Origin of the sequence: Clostridium tetani (assembly GCF_900167265.1) — a bacterium.
Taxonomy (GTDB): domain Bacteria; phylum Bacillota; class Clostridia; order Clostridiales; family Clostridiaceae; genus Clostridium_G; species Clostridium_G tetani.
On the sequence record NZ_FUWT01000011.1, the window covers coordinates 43,103 to 64,128 of the forward strand.

Genomic DNA, 21,026 nt, shown 5'->3' on the forward strand with positions numbered 1-21,026 from the left:
GTGGAGAAGTGATTATAAAACTTGAAGACATTGAAAAAATTTATGATACAGGAGCCATTAAACTAAAAGCCCTAAATAAAATAAATTTATCTATTGATGAAAAAGAATTTGTAGCTATAATGGGTGCTTCAGGCTCTGGAAAGTCCACCATGATGAATATATTAGGTTGTTTAGACAATATATCTTTTGGGAAATATTATTTAGATGGTGTGGACATTTCCTCACTAGACAGTAATGAGTTAGCAGCAATAAGAAATAAGAAAATAGGTTTCGTATTCCAAGCATTTAACCTACTGCCAAAACTTACTTCTATAGCTAATGTTGAATTGCCTATGATGTATGCCGGAGTACCTAAAGAGGAAAGAAAAATTAAAGCTCAAAAAGCATTAGAAAGAGTGGGACTTGGAGATAGGATATATCATAAGCCTACAGAATTATCTGGAGGTCAAAAGCAAAGAGTTGCCATAGCCAGAGCTTTAGTAAATGATCCTTCTATATTATTAGCAGACGAGCCTACTGGAAATTTAGATAGTAAATCAACAGTAGAAATTATGGGGATTTTTCAGGAGCTAAACAATGAAGGAGTTACAATCGTTATGGTTACTCATGAAGATGATGTGGCAATGCATACTAAAAGAGCAGTAGTTTTTAAGGATGGAAACATAATTTCAGATAAATTAATAAATGAAAGTGAAAGAATTATAGTTGGGGGGCAGAAAGTATGAATATATTAGAAGGTTTTCAATCTGCCCTACAGAGTGTAAAATCTAATAAACTGAGATCTTTTTTAACTATGTTGGGTATAATCATTGGTATATCTTCTGTAATAACTATAGTATCCATAGGAGATGGGGCCAAACAATTTATAACAGGAGAATTTGAAAATATAGGGACTAATCTTATAAATATGAAGATGAGTTCTTCTCCAGACATTACCATAGAAAAAAGAGATTATTTTACCATGGATGATGTTAAGCTTTTAAAAAATAAAATATCAGAAATTGAATATGCATCACCTGAATTGGGGTTATTTGGTAAAGCTAAAGTAGAAAATAAAATGAAACAAGCAAGCATAATGGCAACAAATGAGGATTCTAAAAAGTTTTATAATTTAAAGATGATGCATGGAAGATATTTAAATGAACATGATTTAGACTCAAGAAGGGCTGTTGCAACAATAGATGATAGAACAGCTAAACACCTTTTTAACAGAGTAGATGTAGTGGGAGAAAAAATAAAATTTAATATTGGAGATAAAAATATAGATTTAAGTATAATAGGTGTTTTTAAAGATCCTAGAGGAAATATGGGAGATGCTTTTGGTGGTAGTAATATGCCAGGATTTTTAACAATGCCATTAACTATAGTAGATAGGCTAACAGAAGATACTGATATACGTGGGGTTTCTGTTATGTTGTCTGATATGAAGAATGCAGATCAAGTATCCAATAAAATGATAAGACTTATTGAAAATAAACATAAAAATAGGAATAAGTATACAGCGGAAAAAGGATTTAAAGAATTAGAAAGTATTAATAAGGTGTTAGGGGTAATAACTATGGTCCTAGGGGCTATAGCTGCAATTTCTCTTTTAGTTGGAGGAATAGGAGTTATGAATATAATGCTTGTCTCTGTTACAGAGAGAACTAGAGAGATAGGTATAAGAAAAGCAATAGGAGCTAAGACTCGGGATATAAGGATTCAATTTCTAATGGAATCTATAATACTTTGTCTAATCGGAGGAAGCGTAGGAACTATACTTGGTATATTAGTGGGAAAATTTGCAGGAAGTCTTATAAATATTCAGATTGTAGTATCATTGAAAGTTATATTAACAGCCTTTGGATTTTCTTCAGCAGTTGGAATATTCTTTGGACTTTATCCAGCAAATCAAGCTGCACAATTAAATCCAATTGATGCACTAAGGTACGAATAAAAGAGAGGATGAGAATATATGAAAAAAATTAAAAAAGTTATATTATGCCTCTTAGTTATTAATACAATATGTATTTTCCCTAAATCACAGGGAACTATAGTAAAAGCTAAAGAAAATAAAGGTGACGTTGGACAAATTCTTGATTTGGATAATTTAATGGAAAAGGCCGTAGAAAACTCCATAGAAGTTAAGAATAGAAAGAGTACTATAGAAAGTTTAGAAAATGGATTTCAGGATAATATAAATGGAACAGATTCAGTATATGAAAGAATAGAAAAAAATGAACGATTTAAAAAACTTCAAAATAAAAGTGAAAGAACAGAAGATGAACAAAGAGAATATGAATACTATCAAAGAAATTTTGGAATCCCAATAACAGGAGAATATGAACTTTTTCAAATGCTTCAATCAGCTAATAATCTTCCTGTATTAGGCGAATTTGAGATGTTTCAAAATAAAAATGCCCTAGAAGTGGATAAAAATTCTGTAAGACAAAGGGTTTATGAAGGATATGGAAAATTTTTAATGGAAATGGATAAATTAAAACTTGCAAAGGATAAATACAAAAATGTAGAAGATGAATACAAAAAATCGGAAGTATCCTACAAAACTGGAGTTCTTTCTAAAACAGATTATTTAGCTAAAAAAGCTGAGTATTTAAAGGAAAAAGGAGAATTTTCAAATATAGATAGGGAATTTCAAAAATATAATATGGAATTTAACAAATTAGTAGGAGAACCATTAGATAAGAAATACTCAAGTTATAAAAAGGATTTTAATTTAGATAAATCCACATTAAAATCTCAAGATGAGTATATAAAGGAAGCTTTAGAAAATAGAATGGAAATAAAAAATGGGGAAGAAAATATTTTAGTAAGAAGATTTGAAAGTGGGTCAGCAAAGGCAGTATTTTCTAGTGAACATAATAGAGAAAGAAAACTTGCAGAACAAAAGATACAAAATGCAGAAGATGAATTAGAGCTTAAAAAGCTAGACATAAAAATGGAGATAAATTTACTATATAATGATTTTGAAATAAAGCTTGTAAGGTTAAAAAATTTAGAAGAGGGTTATAAACAAGCTAAAAAAGAATATGATGAATCCTATAAAAAATATAGCTTAGGAATGTTAAGTAGGCTAGATTTTAATAGAAAAAATGCAGAATTTATAGAAAGCAGTATGGATTATAAAGAGGCGGAAAGAGAAGCATATATTGCAAAACTTAAACTAGAATTTGCAGCTTCTGTAGGAACGGATTCAAAGAAAGTATTCTATCAATAAAGGGGGATAAGAATGAAGAAAGGAAATATAACAGCTTTAATTTTAGCAACACTTTTATTTGCTAATTCATCCACAGTGGTTTTTGCCATGAATAATGCTGAAAATAATTCCCGGGAAATAGAAAATAAAGAAGAAATTAAGGTTATAACTATACTGGGAAAAGATAATGAAGAAGAATTAAATCTAAATATGAAAGAAGTTATGGAAAAATTAGAAAAGGATAATTCAGAATTAAAGCTTATGGAGGGGAAAATAAATCTTTTAAATAGGCTTTATGATAGAGATTTAACTTTATCTCAAAGTATAGATAATGATAGGGATATTTCAATAAATTATAACAATGTATCCTTCAGAAGGCAACAAATGCTAAACTTTAGGCAATCAGCTTTAAATGTAAAATCTGCAAGAAAAGATAAAGAAGATAAAGTAAAAGAAATAAAAAGAGAACTAGAAAGAAACTATTTAAATGTTTTAAATTGTAGAAGAGATATAAAAAATACAGAAGAAACTTTAAATAATTTAGATATGCAAATAGAGAAATTACAAAGATATATAGATGAAGGTAAGGCAAGCTCTACTTCTATAGAGCCTTTAAAAGTGCAGAAAACTCAACTTAGCTCATCTCTTAATCTGCCAAAACTTCAAGAGCAAGAATCACTTTTAAAGATAAAACAGTATTTAGGGTTAGATCAAACTAAGAATATTAAACTTAATTTAGAATATGCTAATAAAGAATTTAAGCTATATAATCCAGAGAACATAGATAAAATCATAAATGATAGTATTGAGAAAAATTTTGGATTATATAAAATGAATGAAGAACTAGAATTTCTAAAAGTGGAAAGGCATATTTATGAAAAATACGGAAGAAATACAGAGGTAGAGTCAACCAATATAGATATTAGAATGAAAGATATGCAAAATTCTATAGAAGATTATAAATTAAATTTGAGAGTTAACTTCTGGTCAGCTTATTATAATTTAAAGGGAAAAGAAGAAGCGGTAGATGTGGCAAAAGCAAATTTAGCTCATTCAAAAATGAAATACGAAGAAACAAAATATAGATCTGATCAAGGATTAGAAGATAAAGTCCAATTAGAGTCAGCTAAATTAGACTTCGAGAAAAAGAAAATAGAAGAAGAAAAAGCAATAAATGAATATATGATTACTGTACAGAGCTTTAAAGATACTTTAGGTATAGAAGAATAATTATATAAGTTTTGAAGTAAAGAGGTTATGTATAGCCTCTTTATTATTTTTATGGGAAATGATATACTTATTAGCATAATTTACTTATACATTGGGAGGAAGAATTATGAAAAAGAAAATATCCATTATTTTAGCTATAATATTTATATTAGTTACATTTTCATCCGCTTTTGTTATGTTTAAAGGAAATAGAAAAGATTCTAAAGTTAATAGCAGAGAAAGTAAACAAAGTAATGTAGATTTTTATGTAAAATATGCCTATGCTGACATAGATATGGATCAGATTATTCAAGATATAGATAAAAAAGATGATGATACTTCAGCAGACTATATTTTTATAAGATTTAGTGCAGAAGTTATTCAAAACAATGATGAAACTTCTATAGGCAATCCTAATAATTACAAATTAAATGGACAACCTCTTCCAAAAGGCAGTGAGGCTTTTATAAGAAAGGAAATGCCACAACTTTTAATATTTAAAATTCCTCAAGGAACCTTAAAAAACAAAAATTCAGGACATACCATTGAAATTAGTAAAAATGTATTAAATGACAAAGATAAAATAATAGGGGAAACTAAATTATTACTTCCATATAGTGAACCTATTAAAGATGAGGCACAAAATAAGAAGGATGATAATAAAGAAAAAAATAATAAAGGGCAGGATGTCAAAAATGGACAAAATAAAAATGTATCTAATGTTCCTAAATATAAAGTAGAAGTAGGAAAAGGTATACCTTATAATACATTAGTCCTTGTAAAAATTCAGGAAGGAAAAGCTGAAGATTATAAAGTAAGTATAGACAATGTAGGTCTAGAAATAAAAGAGAATAATGAAAAACAGAAGGTTTATGTAGGCTATGTAAAAAAAGATTATAGTTATAGTGAAGTTTTACAAAAAGTAAAAGTTGAGAAGATAATTAAAAAATAAGTTTAAAATATCTCCTAGCTAAAAAAGTTAGGAGTATTTTTAAATACACTGTAATTAATTACATAAGTAATATATAATATATATGTTGGAATTATTTATTTACATAAAGGAGGACTATTTATGTTTGCTAAGAAAAGTAAAAAAGCAATTATATCTACGTTAATAACTAGCTTTATATTTGCACCATCAGTAGGAGGAATTTCAAAGGTAGGAGCAAAGGCAGAAGTTGTGAGGATGCCGGGACTTAATAGATTTATTACAGCTCAAAATGTAGCTAAGCAAAGCTTTGGACAGGCTGAAAATGTAATATTAGTTAATGGTCTTGGATATGCAGATGCAGTAAGTGCGGCCCCTCTTGCTAAAATATTAAAAGCACCTATCTTACTTACAGATGCTTCAAAAAAACCTTCTGTGGATTTGCTAGAAACTCTAAGTAAACTAGGAACTAAGAAGGTTTACATAATAGGAGGAGAAGGTGTTGTAACTAAAACTCTAGAAACAGAATTAGCTAAAAGCTATGCAGTGGAAAGAATAGCGGGAGCCCCTAAAGATGGTAGATATGGAACTAATGCAGCAGTTGCTAAAAGAGTTATAGAAAAAACAAGTGCTAAAGGTGGAATATTAGTAAGTGCTGAGGGTTATGCAGATGCACTATCAGTAGCATCAATAGCTGCAAGTAAAGGATATCCTGTATTGTTTGCTAATAGAGAAGAAATGCCTAAAATAGTAAAGGATATTGCTTCAAATCTTGATGTAAAAGCTGTTGGAGGGGAAGGAGTTCTTCCTAATAAAGTTTTAGAAAGTGTAAATGCCAAGAGAATAGCTGAGGGAAAAGATAGATTTGAAAGCAATTTAAAAGTTTTAGATTATTATAAAGATGATTTAAATTTTAAGAATATATATATAGCAGCAGGTGGAGATGACAGCAGATATAAATTTGCTGATGCATTGGTTGCTTCTGCCGTAGCAGGAAAAGATGGAGCACCATTAGTATTAAATGGTCTTGGAACAAATGCTGAAAGTAGAAATTTTGCCAATGAATATATAAAGGATAATATGACAAAGGATGTAAAAGTTACAATAGTTGGCGGCGGAGCTTCTATAGATGGATTTATTGAAAGTGAGCTTTTAGCTAAGGCACAAAAAATAAATGAAGACTTAGGAGAGGCTGAATCCGAAGACATTGTTGAAGGAGACAAGCAAGAGCATGAAGACCAAGTAGATACAAAAGATCCAACAAAAGATGAATCAGAAAAGGAACCAGAGAAAGAAAAACCAACTACAGAAGAACCAGAAAAAAAACCAGAAGAAGAAAAACCATCTAAAGAAGAATCAGTAAAGCAAGGATTTATAGGTATTTCAAAAATAGAAGCCACAAGCACAAAAGAAATAAAGGTAGTATTTGACGAAAAAGTAGTAAAACATAATGCAGAAATATCAATCTACTATGAAATGGATGGAAAAGATCTAACTTATGATAAATGTGATATAAAGTTATTAGACGATGAAAAAACTGTAGTAATAACCTTTAAAGAAGAACTTAAAAAGGGTACTAAAAAGAAATTTAAAGTAAAAGAAGGATATATAGAAGCAAAAAATACTGGATACCCAGCACAAGAAAAAGAGGTAGAATTAATATTTAATTAAAATTATGGAAGGAGTCGTAGATAAATTTCTCTACAGACTCCTTATCTTTAAATTTGCATAAAATCAATGAAATGATGAATAAGTTCTTTCAATATTAACAATAAGTTAAAAAATAATATGTTGACTTTAAAGAGAAAAAGTTGTTTAATAAAACTGACTGGTCAGTATATAATTACTGTACTGCCTTATGCAAATCTATAAAAAAAAGAGGGAGAAGGGATGAATTTTTTTAAGATAATAAAAAATGATATTAAAAATATTCTAAGCAATAAAATGCTTGCAATAACACTAGTTGTAGTAATGTTACTTCCACTTTTGTATGGTGGTCTTTATTTAGCAGCCTTGTGGGATCCATATGGGCAAACAGAAAGTATACCAGTAGCAGTTGTAAATCTTGACCAGGGAACAGAAAAAGAAGACATTTTCTACAGATTTGGAGGAGACTTAGAGGATGCTCTAAAGGAAAATGACGATATAGGTTGGCAGTTTGTAGAAACCGTTAAAGAAGCAGAAGAAGGTCTTATGGGAGATAAATACTATGCTATGTTAGTTATCCCAAAAAATTTTAGTCAACAAGTAATGGATGTAGAACATGGTAAACTAAAAAAGCCTAAAGTAGTATTTAAGGCAAATAAGAAAAAGAACTACATAGTTGGGCTTATAGCTGATAAGGCCGCTGGTGCTGTGGAAAAGGGAATAAAAGAAAAAACAGGGGCGAAATTTACCGAAATCATTGTAGATAATTTAGAAACCCTAAGAGATGGTCTAGAAACGGCAGCAGATGGAACCTATACTATGAAAGACGGAATAACAGAACTTAAAGACAAAATTCCATCTTTGGACAGTGCACTAGAGAAAATTGAAGATGGTTCTTCTACATTAGAAGAAAAACTAGGAGATGCAGAGGATGGAGGAAACAAGCTAAAAGAGGGTATAGGTACTTTAAAGTCAAAAGTTCCTGACCTATTAGACGGAATAGATAGGCTTCATAATGCCACAGTTAACTTAAACGAAAACGTAAAAGATGCTTATGATGGAAGTACCCGTTTAAGAGACGGAGCTTTAGGACTTAACGATAAACTTCCAGATTTGTCTGATGGTGTGGACAGCATATTTGAAGGTTCTACGGCTTTAAAAGAAGGTATTGGACAAGTTGACGATAAGATGCCAGATTTAATAGATGGTGTTGAAAAACTTAGAGATGGTGCTCGTGATCTTAGAAATGGAATTAGTAAAGTAACAAAAGGCATAGAAGATAAACTAGGTGATGAAAAGGACAAGAAGAAAAAGTCTGAAGAAGAGGAAAGTAAAAAACCTAAGAAGAAATTAGATGAGCAAGTAGTCAATAAGTTAGTAGAAGGAATAGCTCCAGCAATACCTATTGCCAAGGGTAAAATACCTCAGTTAGCAGGTGGACTAGAACAGGTAAATGGTGGACTAAAAGTTTTAGAGAGTATGGCATCAAGCCCAGAGCAAAAACAGATTATGCAAGGACTAATAAATAATATAAAACGAGATAAAGAAGATATAAATAGTTTACTTGAAGCTTTCAAGCTAATAGAAACTAGGGAAGATGAAAAAGTTAAATATGGACTTTTACAACTTTCAAAACTTCTTGTTAGGAAAGATATTGATGGAGAATATTGTGTTATAAAGAATACAATAGATGATTTAAATAATGTTGAAAAGTTAGTAAAACAAATAGCTTCTGGTTATGGAGTTGATATTGAAGTTGTGCCGGTAGAAAAGTTACCACCACAACTAATACCTCTAAAACAATTATATATGGGAGCTAATCAGATTTCTACAGAATTAAATAAAATATATTCAAATCCAAAACTTAAAGTATTAAAAGATGGATTAAATATGTATCAGGTAATGTATCAAATGGAGAGCTATGATAGAACAATAATACCTAAATTAACAGGAATTATTGATGGTCTTAATGCATTATATGAAGGTTCAAACAAGTTGTATAATGGATTAGATACTTTATATGATAAGACAATAGGTTTACAAGATGGTATAGGACTTTTATACAACGGTTCTAAAGACTTAAATAACGGAGCTGATAAGTTCCAAGGTATAGTTCCAGTATTAGTAGGTGGAGTTTCTCAGCTAACAGATGGTACTAGAGATCTAAGTGATGGACTATTTAAATTAGAAAAAGGTACAGGCACTCTTTCAAATAAAGTTAAAGAATTAAATGAAAAAGTACCAGATATGCAAGATGGAATAAATCTACTTTATGATGGTACCTTTGATTTAACAGATGGTCTTTCAAAGTTGAAAGAGGCATCAGGAAAACTTAATAATGGTGTTTCAAACTTAAAAAATAAAATGCCAGATCTTCAAGATGGTGTGGATAAACTATATGAAGGATCTAGTACTTTAAATTCAAGTCTTGCTAAGGGAGGAGAAAAGATATCAGATAGGTTAGTAAGAAGCAGTAAACTTATGGGAGATTTTGTTGCTAATCCTATAAACTTAGATGATACTCCAATATTTGATGTAGATAAGTATGGTATTGGACTTGCACCAAACTTTGTATCTCTTGGATTATGGATGGGAGCTCTTATGATGTTCTTCCTAATTACAGATAAAGTTCAAGAAGAAAAGGTTGGAAAAGGCAGAAATGCTTCTATAATGTTAGGAAAGTACCTATTATGTGGTGCTATTGGAACTATTCAAGCAATATTACTAAGCTTGGCTGTTATAAAATTAGGGCTAAACCCTGTAAGTAATTTAACCTATATAGGATTTAATATATTCTTATCTTGGGTATTTGTAGCAGTGGCTATAACATTAGTATTCTTACTTGGAGACGTTGGAAGACTATTACTTGTTATAATCTTACTATTACAGTTAACATCTTCAGGTGGAACATTCCCAAGGGAATTGTTGCCGAGATTCTTCCAAGTAGTAAATCCATATTTACCATTTACTTATTCAATATCAGGAATGAGAGAGGTAATTTTAGGACCGAATCCAGCGGTTTTAAGAAGAGATATTGCAGTATTAACAGCTGTATTAGTTGGATCTCTAGCTATAGGTATAGCTTTTAAAGGACGTATGGATGATTTCAAAAGAAAAAAATCACAAGAAAAAAATCAAATTATAGATGAAGGAAGTAGTATAAGTAATTAAAATTAATACCAGTTATAACATTCTTTATAAGATTGCTTATAACTGGTATTTGAATAAAATCGTACTTTATAAGAGAGGTGAAGGGCTAAAAGCCAATTTCATGAGAAAGAAAAAAATAACTATAATATTATTAACAGCTTTTTTGACAACTACAATAGTTCCAGCATTTGGAGTTACAATGCAGGGAAATAATTTCATAAATTCTAAAGTACATGCTTATGATTTAGAAGAGGGAATAAAATTTCCAGATAAAGCACTAGAAAAGGTTATAAGAGAAAAAATCAATAAACCAGTGGGGCCTATAGAAAAAAGTGATTTATCTAATATATCAGAATTGGATATAAGAAATAAAGCGATAAAAAGTATAGAAGGAATTCAATACCTTACAGGACTTCAAACTATTGATGCGGCAAATAACAAAATTCACGACCTGTCCCCTATAAGTGATTGTACATCTCTTAGTAAAATAAACTTTTCTTATAATAAAATAGAGGATATATCAACACTTAAAAATTTAACTATTTTAGAGAAGGTTTATTTAAAGGACAATGAAATTAAGAGAATAGATGCCCTAGAGGATTTAAAGGAGTTAAAGGAATTAGATTTAAGTAGTAATGAAATAAAGAATTTAAAGTCACTAACTTATTTAAATAATCTTAAAACTTTGACTATGGCTGATAATGGATTAAAGAATATAGATGATTTAGGATCTTTAGAAAAGCTTGAAAGTTTAACTCTTAGTAAAAATAATATTTCTGATATAAGTGCTATAAAGGTTATAAGAAATTTAACTAAGTTATATATAGATGATAATCAAGTAGAAGATGTGTATCCTCTTGTGGGAATGGATTATTTAGAGAGAATAAATTTAGATAAAAATAAGATAAAGAATATAGAAGAGTTAGAAGCAAATAAAGATAATTTGAAGTGGGTTAAGTATAGAGGAAAAGAAATTACAGATATAGGTACTTTAAAATATATAGTTGAACAAGCAAATGTGGTAGTTAATTTTAAAGATAAAAATTTAGAAAGAGAAGTAAGAAAGAAAATAGAAAAGCCACTAGGAGAGTTAAGGCTCGCAGATGTTGAGTATATAAAGGAGTTAAATTTATTTGCTAAGAATATAAAAGATATTTCTGGAATGGAATACCTAAGGGGACTAAGATGGGTAAACCTGGGGAAAAATAATATAAGGGACATAAGCCCATTAAAGGATTTAGAAGATTTGGAAGGGCTATATCTTTATAAGACAAAGGTTTCAGATATAACTCCATTACAAGGACTAGAGAATCTTAAGAAACTACAAATTACAGCTACAAATTTATCAGAATTACATCCTCTTAAAAACTTAACTAATTTAGAAAGACTTGAGTTAGGAGAAAATAAAATATTTGAAGTAGAGGACTTACAAGGACTTATTAAATTAGAAGTGTTAGACTTAAGTGATAATTATATAAAAGATATATCTTCTCTTAAAAATCTAACAGATATAAAGGAACTTAAACTTAATAAAAATAAAGTAAGTGATATAAGCATTGTAGCAAATATGAAAAATCTTCAAAGGTTATATATAAATGACAACAATATAACTACTCTAAAATATCTTAAAGATGCAAAAGATCTTGTATGGCTTACTGCAAACAATAATAAAATAACTAGTTTTGAAGGATTAGAAAATCTTTTAGATATTAAAGAAATACATGTGGATAATAATAAAATATCTAAATTAGATCCGCTTAAAAATCTAAAAGAACTAGAAACCCTAAGTGCTAGAACTAATGTAATATCTGATTTAAAGCCAATAGAAAACTTAGATTATATTAAGAATCTTTACTTATATGAAAATAAGATATCTGATATAAGTCCGTTAAAGAATATGACAGGAATGTTAAGATTATATTTAGATAAAAATAATATTAAAGATATTTCTGTAGTAAGTAATATGAAAGATGTTACTACTTTAAGTCTAGGAGATAATAATATAATTAATATAGCTCCAGTTGCTGGATTGGAGGATCTTGCTACTTTAGATATTGGAGATAATGATATAAAGGATATAACAGTTCTTTATAATCTACCATCTTTAGAGAAATTAGTTGTAACTAATAATGATAATTTACCAAAACATCAAATAAATGCTCTTTCAAAAGACGTGAAGGTAGTTTATTAAGACTATCTGTGTAATTTAGTGTATTAACTAACGGAGGTGAAACTGGTTAAATACCAGAAAGCATATGAATAAGAAAAAAATTACTATAATAACTGCTGTAGCTTTAACTTGTGCTCTTAGTTTTTCTGTTTTAGCTTCTTATCCTAATGAAGATAAGGCTTTAAGTAAAGGTGGAGTGGGAAAAGTTTTTGCTTTGGCAAGTTTAAATGAAAACAATATAAAATTCCCAGATAAAAATTTAGATATTGCTATAAGAGAGGCTACCAATAAAGAGCCTGATGCGACTCTTACTAAAAACGATTTTAAAATGGTAACCAAGCTTAATTTAAAAAGTAAAAATATAAAAGATATTTCAGGATTAGAGTTTTTTGAAAATCTTCAAAGTTTAGATTTAAGTAATAATGAGATAAAAGATTTAGGATCTTTAAGTGGTTTGAAGTATTTAAAAGAACTAACCCTATATAAAAACAAAATAACAGATGTAAAAGCCTTAGACGGCCTAAAGAATTTAGAAAAGCTTAATCTAAGAGATAATAAGGTTAAGAATATAGAAGGATTAAAAGGTTTAGAAAAATTAAGAGAATTAGATTTAGGTAAAAACTCTGTATTTCAACCAAAGCCTCTTAAGGATTTGAAGAACTTGAGAATACTTAATTTAGAAAGTAATGGTATAGGCAATGCAGAGGATTTAGAAGAATTAAAGCAAGTAGAACATTTAATTTTAAGTAATAATACTGTTGATGATGTGGAACCACTACTTACATTAACTAATGTAAATAAGCTTTATTTAGATGATAATCCAGTTACACATATAGGAAAGCTTAAAGACATGACAAATCTAAAGAGACTTAATATAAACAACGATAGCATAGAGGATTTAGCAGAGCTTAAGAAGTTTAAAAATCTTCAGTGGTTAAAGTTTAAAAATCAGGAAATGGTATTGGATAATAAGAAATTAAATGATTTACTAGTAGATCCAAATAAAGAAGTTAAATTTGCAGATAAGAATTTAGAATTTGCTATAAGAGATAAAATAGAGAAACCAAAAGGAGCAATAAAAAAGGCGGATTTGCAAAGGGTAACTCAACTAGATTTATGGGATAAAAATGTTACGAATCTAGCAGGTATAGAAAACCTAATAGATTTAAGGGTTTTAAATGCTGGTAAAAATAATATAAGTAATTTGGAACCATTGAAATCTATGGACAACTTAGAAAATTTATATTTAACTAAAACTAAAGTTGTAAGTCTTGAACCTTTAAGAGGATTAACTAATTTAAAAGCATTAGTTATAAATGAAACAAATGTATCTGATTTAACTCCTATTAAGAATTTAATTAATTTAGAAAGACTTACACTAGGAGATAATAAATTAGTATCCCTAGCGGGAATAGAGAATTTAGTTAACTTAGAATCTCTAGATATAAATAAAAATAATGTAAGTAATTTAGCTTCAATTAGAGATTTAACTAACTTAAAGTCATTAAATATTAATGAAAACAATGTAACAGATTTAAGTGTAGTTACAAACTTAAAGAATCTAGAGAGAATTTCTTTAAATAAAAATGGAGTGACTAGTCTAGGAGCCTTAGCGGCATTACCAGAGCTTGAATGGGTTACAGCTAAGGAAAATGGATTAACAAGCACTGTAGGATTACAAAATGCGTTAAAGCTTAAAGAACTATTTTTAGATAGTAACCAAATATCTGATTTATCATCTTTAGCTAATTTAACATCTTTAGAAACTTTAAGTCTAAGAACAAATAATATAAGTGATGTAAGTTCTCTAAGTGATTTAACAAGAATGAAGAATTTATATTTGCATAAAAACAATATAGGAAGTATTGCTCCACTTGCAAGTATGGAAAATTTAACAAGACTTTATGTTGGTAAGAATAATATTTCAGATATAAGTGCAGTAGCAAACATGAAGAATTTAAAAACACTATCTATTGGAGAGAATATGGTATCCAATATAGGACCTGTATCAGGATTACAAAGTTTAGAGACTCTTGATGTAGCAGATAACTTTATTACAGATGCTAGCCCAGCTATAGGATTACCTAATCTTAAGGATATAATGCTTCTAAATACTAAAGTTCCAGAAGCTCAAATAAATGCGTTCCCAGATAGCGTAACAGTGACCAAATAGGCGACAAATAGGGGACGGTTAATAAAAACTAAACCTCAAAAGCAGGAATTGCTTTTGGGGTTTAATTTTTTCGAACAAAGAAGAGGGGGAAAGGTAAAGGGTAAAGGGGATAAAGGGGACGGTTAATAGAATTTGGATAGAATTTGGATAAAGGGGACGGTTAATAGAATTTTATAAAGATAGAAAGTAAGAATAAATCCAGAGAAAGGGATGATTTGAAAGTGTTTTTATATTTACGAAACAACAAGTTATTAAATAAATTTAAAAGCTAAAAAGCTTGTCCATTAAAAGTGTAATATGTATTATGTAAAAAGAAAATAAATTAAATTAGAGAAAGTAATAAAGTAACAAAAATTAATAAATTAGATATATGAATTATATATAAATCAAGAGGCTAAGTGGAGTATATTTCTACAAAATTATTTATAATATTTCTAAAATTTTTATCTTCATCAATAGCATTAATAGCCAGTTTACACATATTAGATACAGTAGATTGAGTAATGTTTCCAATTGATTTACATATATCTGCACATCTAAAATCACAAAACCCTCTCATTAAAAGAACAGCTAGGGCTCTTGGTTTTATAGTGTTTCTATTATTTTTAATATAAAGTTTTATTTTATCTGTTTTAGTTTGCTTTGATATGAAGTTTATCACATCTTCTGGTGTGCAATCTCTAATTATTGATTTTCTTTCACTATTATAAATAGTTTTTTCATTTTGGAATTTAAAAGAGTTAATTGATTCTTCATCATTAGACATACATATAAGTCTTATGTAATTTTTACGGGCTGCTTCTAAATTATTTCCTAAAAATTGCATTATATAATTTTCATCTAATATTTTAAAAGGGTCTTTTTTAAGTCCTAGATATACTGCTAAGCTTGAAAATCTATATTTCTCTGGATGCTTAGAATATTTTTGTATATCTATAGGATTATTATGTATATAAGCAGAAGCGGTAATTAAATATTTTTGACTATCAATTATCTTGCTTTTAAACCTATCTTGAAAAAGGTGACCACGTCTTTTATATCTTTTATTAAAATTTAGGGAATATTTTAGATTAAGACCATGCATAATCTTTGATATATCAGCACCATTGGCATCTATTATGAAATGTCCATGGTTACTCATAAGACAATAGGCGTAGACTTTAAAATTAAAGATTTCTTTATAAAACTTCACAAAATTCAAGTATTGTATTTTATCGAAGTCAGTTTGAAAAAGATTTACTTCACTTATACTCCTTACCATTATATGAAATATTGAGTTATCAGTTTTTACTCTTGCAGATCTAGGCAATAAAAACACATCCTTTGATATATTATTTTCTAAAATTATTACCAAAGCATGTGTTTTTATTCAATTATGAGGATTTTTATTTAAATTAATTAACCGTCCCTCGTTTTTCCCTTGCTTTCCTTTTATAGGATTTCATAACTACTCATTATTACAGGCATATTTAAAGTATTTAAAACTCTTTCTAAAAGTACACCTTCTCTATTTGGATATTTAAATCCATAGCTCGCTTTTATGCAGGTAGTTATAAATTGGGTACTTCTATCTAGGGCTATAGGAAGGCTGTCTCCTTGGAGAAGACTTCCTGTAAGTACACTGGTAAATATATCTCCAGTACCAGGATAAGATGCAGGAATATATTTACAACCTATTTTCCAGAACATATCATCTTCTTTATTATAAGCCATTACGTTGGTGCATTGGTTGTGATTAATATCTGGTACACTTGTTATTATTACTATTTTAGGCCCATTATCGGCAAGCTTTCTAAGCCAATCTTTTATAGTGCACTCATTTATATCATCATCTATATTTTTATCTAAAAGGTATGCAGCTTCAGTAAAATTAGGTGTTATTATATCAGCTTTTTTGATAAGTTTCCTCATATTTTCTACCATCTTACCACCCATAGTAGAATAAAGTCTTCCATTATCACCCATGACAGGATCTATAACTTTCAAGTTATTTTTATTTCCAAATATGTCTATAAACTCTGATACTATTTCTATTTGCTGTGAAGATCCCAAAAATCCACTATATATGCAATCAAACTCTAAATTTAAACTTCTCCAATGGTTCATGAAATCTATCATGGAGTTTGTTAAGTCTAGAAAAGTATAATCCTGAAATTCACCAGTGTGAGTTGAAAGTATAGCTGTAGGCATAGGACATACCTGAAAACCCATGGTAGATAGTATAGGTATTACAGTTGCAAGAGAAGCCCTGCCAAAGCCAGACAGATCATGAATAGCTGCAATTTTCTTTACAGGTTGTGTCATATTTATCATCCTTTCTATTTCAACCTATAGGTGTGAAAACCTTTATAGTTTAAAATTTCTATATTATTATCTTCTTTTAATCGGAGAAAAAGATTTTGAATCTCTTCTTCATTTATTCCTCTTATTGATAAAAATCCTTTTAGCTCATGTTGATTCATTGGATGTCTTTTTATTATACTTAGTATAGCTTGATAATTATCTTTTATTTCACTGATAAAGTTTCCATTACTAAGCATATCGATAGAAATTCCATCTAAAAGACTTACAGCAAAATCTATGGTCTCTTTAGATGCAGGTTTTACCCAAGATTCAGCAGGAGGTCTTACGGCAGTATTAATATATATTTTTGAATAATTTATGTTTTTTATAAGTTCTTTTAATTTTAATAAGTCTTTTTTAGAGCTATTTATATTTTCGATAAGCATTACCTCAAGCCATAGTTGTCCTTTGAATTTCTTTGAAAATTCTACTAGACCATCGTAACTTTGTTGAAAATCTAGTTTCCCATAAGGTCGATGAAGAGATCTAAAGGATTCTTCATTAAAAAAATCCATGGACGGTAAAACTATATCAGCATTTAAAAGTTCTCCTTGTACATTTTTATCATATAATAGTCCTGTATTAGTTATAACTGCGATTGGTTTATCAGTAAGGTTTTTTAATGAACTTATAAGTTTACCTAGTTTACTGTATAAAGTAGGTTCACCTTCTCCAACTATTGATATTACGTCAAAATTTTTATCATAAGAAATATACTTTTTAAACTCATTTATTATATCTTCTAAAGGAAAAAATTCCTTCCTAGTATTTGTAAGATTATGAGTTAAACCTATTTGACAATATACGCAAGAGTAATTACAAAACTTTTTTGGGATGGGGCTTACCCCTAAAGATAGTCCCAATCTTCTAGATGGAATAGGACCGTAAATATATTTAAAATTATCCACAATATTCACCTCTTAGTTAACTTTTTCTTAACTTTCTATAAAAGCTATTTTTAAAACTCTAACTTTGATGTAGAATTATATAGTACCATGCATAGGTTATAGGCTAGAGTTTATAATATAATTTATTTCAATGTAGGTACTATAAATATTATTTCATAATATTTTAAATACTTCAAATGTATTGGTACACTTAATAAGTTCTGTATAAAGAGAACAGTTTTAAATAGGAGGAAATTATATGGAAAATAAAATTAAAGGATTTAATAAAAAAATTGTTGCATTAATCATGATAGCATCAATATCTGTAGCAGGAATAGGATGTTCAAGTAAAAAAGGAGATGCTTCTTCTAATAAAGATAATAGAACTAAACAAGAAGAAAGTGTTAAAAAAGATGTAGAAGTAAAAGAAAAGGAAGATCCAAAGAATAAAATAGAAGAGGATGAGAAGTTAACTAACAAAATAAAGAAAGAAAAGATAGTTTCAGATGGACAAGTATATGAACAAGGGGAATATGTATATGCTACCCTTATAATAAAAGAAGATGCTAAAAAAGAAGAAATAGACAAAGTAGCTAATGAGTATGCAAAAAAGCTAAAATCAGAACATAAAGATAAAAAAGTAAGTGTTCAAGCAGTTCAAGGTGGGAAAAACGTAGCAGATATAACTTTGAAATAAAATCAGGAAAATTAGCGGAAAAATTAGGGACAGTTAATAAAAATAACTAAAATACCAAGGGGGATACTCTTGGTATTTTTTCGTAGGCGTAAGGGATAAGGGTAAGAGGGGACGGTTAATGAAAGAATACCAAAATAAGCAGATTGAATGGAGATATAATGATGAATATAAGTAAAAATTGTAAGAAAGTTTTTAAATATATTTTAGTAATAGTATGGATGGTTATAATATTTAAATTTTCATCAGATCCTGGAGAAATATCAGATGGTAAAAGTGGACTTATTGTAGAAGTTATAAACAGTCTGGGGATAAATATGAGTAGTGTATTAGGAGAATGTGCTAATTTCATCATAAGAAAAACAGCACATATGGGAGAATATTTTATATTAACTCTCCTTTTAATAGTATCTTTAAAAGAGGACTTTAATTTGGAAAAAAACTGTTGGATAAGCATTTTAATAACTTTTTTATATGCATGTAGTGATGAAATACATCAAAGATTTGTACCAGGAAGATGTGGGCAATTTTCTGATGTATTAATTGATTTATTTGGAGGGATATTAGCTATTTTTATCGTTAAAGTTGTTAATAATTTTAAAAAGCAAAAATGGGGGAGTCAACAAAGGAAATAAGAAGGAAATAAGGGACAGTTAATAAAAATAAGTAAAGATTTGAAAATAAAATTTAGAAATAAAACTAAAAACTTAGAATAACAAAAAGAGAATTTAGATGGGAACTTAATGAAAATTCTTAAAAGAAAATGCAAATTTTGATTAACCGTCCCCATAGCTTATAATATAATAAAAATTATATAACAAAAAAAGGGGGAGAAAAATGAACAAAAAAAGAACAATTTTAAACTTACTTGCAACCATAACTATTTCAGTATTTTTATCAGGTGTATGTGTAGAGTCAAAAGTATCAGCTGCTACTTACTCAAAAAGTGAAAGAATTTGGGGGAAAGATAGATATGAAACAGCAGTAAAGATATCACAAAATGGATGGAAAGACGGTGCAAACTGTGTAATATTATCCTCTGGTGAAGGATATGCAGACGCATTATGTGCAGCTCCATTAGCTAAAATTAAAGATGCACCTATACTTCTTACAAAAAAAGATACATTAGATTCAAATACTTTAGAAGAATTAAAAAGACTTGGAGTTAATAGAGTATATATTGTAGGGGGACAAGGCTCTGTTGCAAAAGAAGTAGAGAACAAAATAAAATCTGAAACAAATTCAAAAGTAGAAAGAATAGAAGGAAAAGATAGGTATGAAACATCTATAAAAATTGCAGAAAAATTGGGGACGGTTAATAAAAATAACCAACCCAAAGAACTAATATTAGCTTCAGGAGAAAATTATGCAGATGCTTTATCAGCAGCACCAGTTGGAGCTATAAGAGAGATTCCTATTATACTTACAAAATCAAATGAACTTCCAAGTAAAACAAAAGAATATATAAAAAAGTGCAATGCAAATAAAACATATGTAATAGGAGGACAAGCTTCTATTAGTAATTCTATAAAAAATTCACTACCAAGAAGTAAAAGAATATATGGTAATGATAGATTTGAAACCAATGTAGCTGTAGCAAAGGCATTTCCATCTGATTTTGAATTTAGAAAACCTTATGTAGCTCTAGGAGCAGGTTCTACAGGAAATGAATTTGCAGATGCACTTGCAGTATCAGCTTTGGCAGCTAAAAATTCAGCACCAGTAATTTTAACAGGAAAAAACTTAAGTGATTCAACAGAAACTTTAGCTAAAGAAAACTTTTTACCTTCAAGTAAAATTACAGTTTTAGGTGGAATTAATAATGTACCAGAAAAGATAGTACAGGACATAAGAGCTGTAGCAGAACTTATGAATGAAGAAGAGGGTTTATATGATCAAAATATAGAAGGAAATGCAGCAATTACTGCAAAAGATATAACAGTTAATTATATAACGATAAATGGAAACCTATATATAGAAGAAAAGGATGCAGAAATAGTAAAAGTAAAAGTAAATGGAACAATATTTATAAATCCAGGTGAAAATGGAGAATGTAAATTAGAAGATGTAGAAGCAGATAAAGTAGTAATATTATCAGGAACAGAAAGAGGAATTTTCTTTAAAGATGTTAGAGCAAATGAGTTAGAACTAAGAAATAAAAATAAAACAAGAGTTGTACTAGAAGAATTATCAAAATTTAATAAAACAGAAGTATTAACAGCAACAATTCTTCAAAATGTGGTAGGTTCCTTTGGAGAAGTTACTATAAAGGATACATTAAAAGATAAAGATGTAGAACTTCATGGATCATTTCATGAAAAAATAGTATTAGAAGGATCGGTTAACTTAAATGCATTTCCAGCAAATTATATAGAAAAAATAGAAGTAAAAACAGAAAAAGGTGAAGATATAATGTTGGATGGAGATTGTAGGGAAGTAGAAGTATATAGTGGAGTTAATATAAAGGTTACAAAAAACACTAAAGGAGACATAATAGCTAAAAGCTTAGAAGCAGAAAACTATGCAACAATAGATATGCCTAAAAACTTAGATATAAAAGTGAAGAATTTTAAATTGGATAATATAAAAGGCCAAGGCAAGGAACAGTTTATATAAGTTGAGTTTATAA

General features: G+C 29.0%; 15 protein-coding genes. 12 read left to right on the top strand and 3 right to left on the bottom strand.

The window, feature by feature from the left end; all coding sequences use genetic code 11:
- The first annotated feature begins 8 nt into the window (after window positions 1-8).
- From B5D21_RS09315 to B5D21_RS09355, 9 genes are all read left to right on the top strand, one after another.
- Window positions 9-725: an ABC transporter ATP-binding protein gene (locus B5D21_RS09315; RefSeq protein WP_011098783.1), complete on the top strand. Its 717-nt coding sequence runs from the start codon at window positions 9-11 to the stop codon at window positions 723-725.
- Window positions 722-1,936 (top strand): ABC transporter permease, encoded by a 1,215-nt coding sequence (locus B5D21_RS09320; protein WP_011098784.1) that lies wholly within the window; start codon window positions 722-724, stop codon window positions 1,934-1,936. The genes B5D21_RS09315 and B5D21_RS09320 overlap by 4 nt, the downstream gene beginning before the upstream one ends.
- Before the next feature lie 18 nt (window positions 1,937-1,954).
- Window positions 1,955-3,217 (top strand): TolC family protein, encoded by a 1,263-nt coding sequence (locus tag B5D21_RS09325; protein ID WP_035124701.1) that lies wholly within the window; start codon window positions 1,955-1,957, stop codon window positions 3,215-3,217.
- A 12-nt stretch (window positions 3,218-3,229) separates the two neighbouring features.
- Window positions 3,230-4,426, top strand: a complete 1,197-nt coding sequence (locus B5D21_RS09330) for a TolC family protein (RefSeq protein WP_011098786.1) — start codon at window positions 3,230-3,232, stop codon at window positions 4,424-4,426.
- Window positions 4,427-4,532: 106 nt separating this feature from the next.
- Window positions 4,533-5,357 (top strand): hypothetical protein, encoded by an 825-nt coding sequence (locus B5D21_RS09335; RefSeq protein WP_035127541.1) that lies wholly within the window; start codon window positions 4,533-4,535, stop codon window positions 5,355-5,357.
- 120 nt (window positions 5,358-5,477) lie between these two features.
- Window positions 5,478-7,004 (top strand): cell wall-binding repeat-containing protein, encoded by a 1,527-nt coding sequence (locus B5D21_RS14090; protein ID WP_011098788.1) that lies wholly within the window; start codon window positions 5,478-5,480, stop codon window positions 7,002-7,004.
- Window positions 7,005-7,223: 219 nt separating this feature from the next.
- Complete coding sequence (locus B5D21_RS09345) at window positions 7,224-10,151, top strand: YhgE/Pip domain-containing protein (RefSeq protein WP_011098789.1); 2,928 nt, start codon at window positions 7,224-7,226, stop codon at window positions 10,149-10,151.
- Between the two features lie 100 nt (window positions 10,152-10,251).
- Entirely contained in the window at window positions 10,252-12,321 is a 2,070-nt protein-coding gene (locus B5D21_RS09350; RefSeq protein ID WP_035124708.1) for a leucine-rich repeat domain-containing protein, read from the top strand.
- 64 nt (window positions 12,322-12,385) lie between these two features.
- Window positions 12,386-14,473: a leucine-rich repeat domain-containing protein gene (locus tag B5D21_RS09355; protein ID WP_011098791.1), complete on the top strand. Its 2,088-nt coding sequence runs from the start codon at window positions 12,386-12,388 to the stop codon at window positions 14,471-14,473.
- A gap of 394 nt (window positions 14,474-14,867) precedes the next feature.
- On the opposite strand, the gene B5D21_RS09360 is transcribed toward B5D21_RS09355, so the two are convergent.
- From B5D21_RS09360 to B5D21_RS09370, 3 genes are all read right to left on the bottom strand, one after another.
- Window positions 14,868-15,791 carry a transposase gene (locus tag B5D21_RS09360; RefSeq protein ID WP_035111241.1) on the bottom strand — a complete coding sequence of 308 codons (924 nt, stop codon included), beginning with the start codon at window positions 15,789-15,791 and terminating at the stop codon, window positions 14,868-14,870.
- A gap of 113 nt (window positions 15,792-15,904) precedes the next feature.
- The gene (locus B5D21_RS09365; RefSeq protein WP_035124711.1) at window positions 15,905-16,777 is read right to left on the bottom strand and encodes a pyridoxamine kinase; all 873 of its coding nucleotides are present in this window, start codon (window positions 16,775-16,777) and stop codon (window positions 15,905-15,907) included.
- A gap of 14 nt (window positions 16,778-16,791) precedes the next feature.
- Window positions 16,792-17,724 (bottom strand): radical SAM protein, encoded by a 933-nt coding sequence (locus B5D21_RS09370; RefSeq protein ID WP_035124714.1) that lies wholly within the window; start codon window positions 17,722-17,724, stop codon window positions 16,792-16,794.
- A gap of 238 nt (window positions 17,725-17,962) precedes the next feature.
- On the opposite strand from B5D21_RS09370, the gene B5D21_RS09375 reads away from it, so the two are divergent.
- From B5D21_RS09375 to B5D21_RS09385, 3 genes are all read left to right on the top strand, one after another.
- Window positions 17,963-18,400 carry a hypothetical protein gene (locus B5D21_RS09375; protein ID WP_011098795.1) on the top strand — a complete coding sequence of 146 codons (438 nt, stop codon included), beginning with the start codon at window positions 17,963-17,965 and terminating at the stop codon, window positions 18,398-18,400.
- 143 nt (window positions 18,401-18,543) lie between these two features.
- On the top strand, window positions 18,544-19,032 hold the full coding sequence (locus tag B5D21_RS09380; RefSeq protein WP_317723870.1) for a VanZ family protein: 489 nt from the start codon (window positions 18,544-18,546) through the stop codon (window positions 19,030-19,032).
- 202 nt (window positions 19,033-19,234) lie between these two features.
- Window positions 19,235-21,013 carry a cell wall-binding repeat-containing protein gene (locus tag B5D21_RS09385; RefSeq protein WP_011098796.1) on the top strand — a complete coding sequence of 593 codons (1,779 nt, stop codon included), beginning with the start codon at window positions 19,235-19,237 and terminating at the stop codon, window positions 21,011-21,013.
- Window positions 21,014-21,026: the final 13 nt, after the last annotated feature.